The organism is Tianweitania sp. (assembly GCF_032053605.1).
GTDB lineage: Bacteria > Pseudomonadota > Alphaproteobacteria > Rhizobiales > Rhizobiaceae > Tianweitania.
Genome location: NZ_DAMBUH010000156.1, coordinates 1 through 5,407, shown reverse-complemented (window position 1 = coordinate 5,407; position 5,407 = coordinate 1). Strand labels below are relative to the sequence as shown.

The 5,407-nt window shown below is 59.5% G+C and carries 6 protein-coding genes; 1 reads left to right on the top strand and 5 read right to left on the bottom strand.

Features of this window, described 5'->3' with window-relative positions; all coding sequences use genetic code 11:
• From RTX98_RS19675 to RTX98_RS19655, 5 genes are all read right to left on the bottom strand, one after another.
• The coding region (locus RTX98_RS19675; protein WP_312798556.1) for an aldehyde dehydrogenase family protein at positions 1-216 on the bottom strand (216 nt) is incomplete at its 3' end.
• Positions 217-221: 5 nt separating this feature from the next.
• Positions 222-1,259 (bottom strand): LLM class flavin-dependent oxidoreductase, encoded by a 1,038-nt coding sequence (locus tag RTX98_RS19670; RefSeq protein WP_312798555.1) that lies wholly within the window; start codon positions 1,257-1,259, stop codon positions 222-224.
• A gap of 3 nt (positions 1,260-1,262) precedes the next feature.
• Complete coding sequence (locus RTX98_RS19665) at positions 1,263-2,180, bottom strand: flavin reductase (protein WP_312798551.1); 918 nt, start codon at positions 2,178-2,180, stop codon at positions 1,263-1,265.
• Entirely contained in the window at positions 2,173-2,982 is an 810-nt protein-coding gene (locus RTX98_RS19660; protein WP_312798550.1) for an alpha/beta hydrolase, read from the bottom strand. Before RTX98_RS19660 ends, RTX98_RS19665 begins: the two co-directional genes overlap by 8 nt.
• Entirely contained in the window at positions 2,957-3,559 is a 603-nt protein-coding gene (locus tag RTX98_RS19655; protein ID WP_312798549.1) for an amino acid synthesis family protein, read from the bottom strand. The genes RTX98_RS19660 and RTX98_RS19655 overlap by 26 nt, the downstream gene beginning before the upstream one ends.
• 103 nt (positions 3,560-3,662) lie before the next feature.
• Between RTX98_RS19655 and RTX98_RS19650 the strand changes: the two genes are divergently transcribed.
• Complete coding sequence (locus RTX98_RS19650) at positions 3,663-4,373, top strand: GntR family transcriptional regulator (protein ID WP_312798548.1); 711 nt, start codon at positions 3,663-3,665, stop codon at positions 4,371-4,373.
• Positions 4,374-5,407 lie beyond the last annotated feature (1,034 nt).

Genomic DNA, 5,407 nt, shown 5'->3' with positions numbered 1-5,407 from the left:
GAGCCTGTAGAGCAGGCGGCCGCGAGCTGTCGCCGTGGTCTTCGGCCAGGGCCCTTCGCGCAGCGCGCGTCCCGCAGCCTTCACCGCGCGGTCGACGTCGTCTTCTCGCGCTTCGGGCATCGAGGCCCAGACTTCGCCCGTGGCCGGATCGAGGGAGTCGAACCGCGCGGCCCCATCCTCGAAGCGACCGTCGATATATTGCTGGAACCCCTGCATCGGCTTCATCCGAACGCAGGCATGACGTCGGCGATAAAGCGCTCGAGCGAAGCCTTCTTGCGCTCGAAGCTCATCCCGGTGTCGATCCAGAAGGAATATTCGTCATAGCCCAGCTGTTCGTAGACCTTCAGGCGATCAATTATCTCTGAAGCCGAGCCTATGGGCAGGTTCTTGCGCATCATGTCCGGCGAAAGGTTCGCGTTTGCGGCAAGCTCTTCTTCGGTAAGCGGCTGAATGAGGCCTTGGCTGACGGGACGCTCGTTCTTGAACCACGCGAAGAAGTAATTGTAGTAGGTGCTGATCTCGCTTGCCGCCTGCGTGATGTCGGCTTCGTCGCTGCCGACATAGGTGTGGAGCAGAAGCATGATCTTGGGACGTGCGACTTCAGGCGCCTTTTCGCATGCGGCCGTGAAACGCTCCATCAGGCTCGCGATCTCTGTTTCGCCGTTGAAGAGTGGGGTGCACTGCACGTTGCAGCCGTTGGCGACCGCAAACTCGTGGCTGTTCGGATCGCGCGCCGCGACCCAGATAGGCGGATGCGGCTGCTGGACGGGCTTGGGCGCCGAAGTCGTGGACGGGAACTTCCAAAACTCGCCGTCATGGGCGTAGTCGCCGGCCCAGATACCCTTGACCGCGGGGATGAGCTCGCGCATGCGCTGCCCTGCGCCCCAGGCGTCAAGGCCGGGCATGAGCCGTTCGTATTCAAAACTGTAGGCGCCGCGTGCGATGCCGATATCCAGACGGCCACCCGTGATGATGTCGGTCATTGCGGCTTCGCCCGCAAGCTTGATCGGATGCCAGAACGGCGCAATCACGGTTCCAGTGCCGAGCCTGACATTGCTCGTGCGACGCGCAAGGTCGGCTATGGTAACGAACGGGTTCGGCGCGATGGTAAAGTCCATCCCGTGATGCTCGCCTGTCCAGATCGCATGCATGCCTGCCTTGTCGGCAATCTCGCAGAGCGCGATGAACTCCTCGTACAGCTCCTGGTGATTCTGGCTGGCATTCAGCCGCTCCATATGAACGAACAGCGAGAACTTCATGACTTACCCCCTGTTTGCCACGGCATGGACGCGGCCTTTTTCTTGATTGCCGAAGTAGATGCCAAACTCGTTCAGCGTGCTTTCCTGGGCGTATCGCTTCAACAGGTCGCGAACCGCCGGATTGGGCACGTCCTCGAGCGGAAGCTGGCTGAGGGGGAACATGCGCCCGATTTCCGGTTGGCCGTCCCCTAAAGCCGCCCGGTAGACGACGCGGTGCTGCCCGGTTTCGCTGTCGTCATAGACGGAATAAAGAAGGCCCGACCTGACATTCACACCGAGTTGCTCGACCATGAGCGGCTCAAGCGCAGGCTGGGCAACATCGGGTTTATCGAAGAATGGCAGCGTCCAGCCGCCTAGCTTGCTTGGGACCAGCAGGATCTGGCCGTCTCGCTCCACGACGGCCCCGATCTCTACCGCGCCGTCCACATTGGCCAGCAGCTTGTTTTCGGTCAGCGCAGGCGTGAAGTATCCGCCGCGAGCATAGCCCAGGCCAGTCTTCCCGGAATTGTCGAAGGCTTCGACCCTGCCAATCATTACGACGTGGTCGCCCGCATCAATGCGCTCGTGCACTGAGCAGTCGAACCAGGCAGCAGCATCGTTGAACACGGGAGATCCGTGCGGTCCTTCCTTCCACTCGACCGCTGCAAACCTGTCCTCGACAGGGCGGGCAAAGGTATTGGAGACGTTCTTTTGGCCTTCTGAAAGAACGTTAACGCCGAACCCTGTTACAGCCATGAGCGTCGGGAGATTGCGGGACGTCTTAGCAAGGCAAACAAGAAGGAGAGGCGGATCAAGCGAAACGCTGGTGAAGCTGTTGGCAGTAAAGCCGATCGGCGCTCCCTCGCCATTGACAGCGGTCACTACGGTGACCCCTGTCAAGAACGCCCCGAAAGCGTCCCTCAGCGCCCGTGTATCAGTCATTGCCTTCCTCCTCCCAGGTCAGCCAGTCAGCAAGGATGCGGTTCACTTCGTCTGGAGCAGTCAGGTTCACCATGTGGCGATGCCCGGCGATTACCGCTACCCGGCCGTGCGGCGCAGCCCGCGCCATCTCTTCGGCCATTTCGGAAGTGGAGTTCCGGTCCCCCTCGCCTGTCAAAAAAAGCGCCGGACAGCGGATTTCGCCCCAGTAGCCGGAATAGACGGAGTCTCCTGTTGAGAAGGCTCGGTAGGCTGCCGCATAACCTTCGGCATCTACGGAACGCAGCAAGTCGCTGACCAGTGCATACGCTTCTGAACTTTTCTCTTCTTCCTCGAACCAGCGCTGCAACGGAGCCTGGGGATCGAACAGTCCGGACGTAATCTCGGTCGCTCTTGCCTCAACCGCACTGCGCGCCTCAGGCGTCCTCCTGTGAACGCCATTCAGGAGCGCAACGCGCTTCAAGGTGGCGGGAGCGGTAGCCGCAACGCCAGTCGCGATCAGCGCGCCCATCGAGTGGCCGACCAGGTTCATGGCCGGTAGGCCAAGCTCTGCGGCGAAGCGGTGAAGCCAGGTCACGTAATCTCCAAGAGCAGGCTGGCCCGCCAGCGGGGACGAGCAGCCGTGTCCCGGGAGGTCGACTGCAACAACCCGGTGCGTGCGGGACAGGAAGTCGATCTGAGGCTGCCATGCCTCGATCCTCATGCCGACGCCATGCAGCAGCACGACAGGCTCGCCTGACGCATCGTGGATGTCGACGAAGGCAGCACCTGAAGGAGTTTTAGACCGCTGCAGGGTTCGCGACATCGGCGCCGAGCTCTTTCAGGTCCTGGTAGCGGTCACCAATACGATGGTGCGGACGGCCTCCGATCGATGCGCCTAGAGCCACGACGATTTCGTCTGCCGCGGGAGCGTCAGGTACGGCGCACTGGATCGTCAGGTAATGGGAACGGCGTCCCTCGTCGTTCTTGTCCATCAGCGGGATCATGATCGGAGCATTGGCAGGGCCGCGGGTGTTGCAGAACGCCAGATATGACTTTGCGCCTACGGCAGTCCTGTAATGGTTCCCGAAGCGAAGCGTGTGGATGAGGGCCGAGGCGTGCTCGATCTCCCCATCCAGACCAACCACAGCCGCCTTGCCATAGGCTTCGACCGCATCCCCAGACCCGGCGGTCTCGATGACCATCCTGGTCAGCAACTCGCCCAGCACTGGAGCCACGGCATGGATCTCGGGGCGCAGATCCTCGACAAAGCCGCGTCCAGCCCAAGGATTCTTGAGGACCGCTACAGCAGAGATCAGCTTGAGCGGTGTTTCAGCCTCTTTCCCGCCTTCGATCATGGTCGTCTCTACGCTCAGGAGCGTTTTCCGTATCAAAGGCTTCACGTCTAAAATCCTTCAGCAAACTCTCATTCCTGTATGATGGTATACCATAAGATCATATGTCAACTCACTTGTGTGAAGTTTGTCTGCGGAGTACATTCCCTGAATGGATAAGACTGTTCAGAACCTGGCTTCCCTTCGCATCGAAACCGCTCCCGCTACGCTGAGGGAAATCGCCTTAGGGCGCATGCGACGCGCGATCATAAGTGGCTTGTTCGAACCCGGCGGACGGCTCGTGGAACGATCGCTATGCGAACAGCTTGGCGTTTCCAGATCCGTCATCCGGGAGGTAATCCGGCATCTGGAAGCCGAGGGCCTCGTGGAGATGCTTCAAAAGCAGGGCCCGATCGTCGCTCGGCTTGACTGGAACGACGCGCGGCAGATCTACGACATTCGCGCCTCGCTCGAATCCACCGCAGTGTCAGACTGTGCACGGATTGCCGACGCCAAGGTCAAGGCCAGCCTCAAGAAAGCGCTTAACGAACTTGACCGCGTGTCGCGGCTAAACTCGCCGCCCGGCATTCTTGACGCGACGACGGAGTTCTACAGGATCATCTTCGAAACAAGCGGCCATAGCATCGCCTGGGAGATAGTTACCCGCCTGAACAGCCGCATCTCACGATTGCGCGTCATGACGCTTTCCAGCGCCAATCGAACCACATCGGGCCCGGCTCAAATCAGGGAGATATTCCTAGGAATCGAGCGCAACGACCCGGACGTTGCATCAGCTGCCTGTCGTGAGCACGTCGCCGCAGCAGCCGGTATTGCCGCCGTCATCCTGCAAGGTGACAAGTCTTCTCCTGATGCAGGCCTCTAAAAGGATATCGGTCGAGGGCTCGATCATCAGAAGGACCATTGTCGCTCGGTGCGCTTGGCAACACTTAGCTAGAGTTGACGTCCTAGGTCGCAGAAGAGGTTTTCAGATACTTGAGGAAGCTCTGGGCCAACGGTTCCAACTTGGCTTGTTCGACGGTGCATAGTAGAAGGCGCAGGATCGCACTTGCGTCCGTCAGCCGCAGCCAAGCCAAAAACATGGATCGCCGGGCGAAGCGGGCTGCGAACTCTGGCATGATGCTGATCCCGACCGCCGTAAGCGACTGTCCGCGTAACGCTTTCGAAGTTTCCTAGAAGCACGCGTGGACGCACGCGGATGGACCCATGGCACAGCTGTGTCCGCTTTCGTCGAATAATCGCCAGAAGCAACCGGTATGCAACCACCAGGTCAGGCCGCAGCCACTCCTTAGCGGACGGAGAGCCGGCCGAAGGCAGTGGACGCCTATCCCACTCTCATGATTAGCCACCTTAGCTAACACGTCGACCATACAGACAGGGCTGTTCTAACTCGTAGTTTTCGACGCAATCCTGCAGCAGCAACTTTTGCTGGCGATTGCTACCCCAGGCTGAACGGCTCATTCCGGCGCCTCCATCAGCGCAAGAACACTAACACTTCACGCCGTTTTCAGACAGCCTCCACTAAAAGACGCGCCCAGCAACGTTTGAACGGCGTTCCTCTCACGGCTTCGGCTTCGCGTATGGGGATCAAATGGTCTCCCTATCCGTCTGGCCAGATCATGGGTGGTCCGTTTGCTTTCCAGCTATTGCGCAACACAACCTATCTAGGCTTGCGTCCTCGGTTTAAGCCGTTTTTCGTCCACAAGCCTTTTGCCGCCGATTGCACTCTGGAACCGGCCGCAACTTTGCTCCCATTTGCTTCCGATCTGCTTCCGGACGTCAAAACCCCGAACGCGAAACGCCTCCCAAAGGAGGCGTAAATGATTGTGTTTGTTGAGATTTTTTGGTTGCGGGGGCAAGATTTGAACTTGCGACCTTCAGGTTATGAGCCTGACGAGC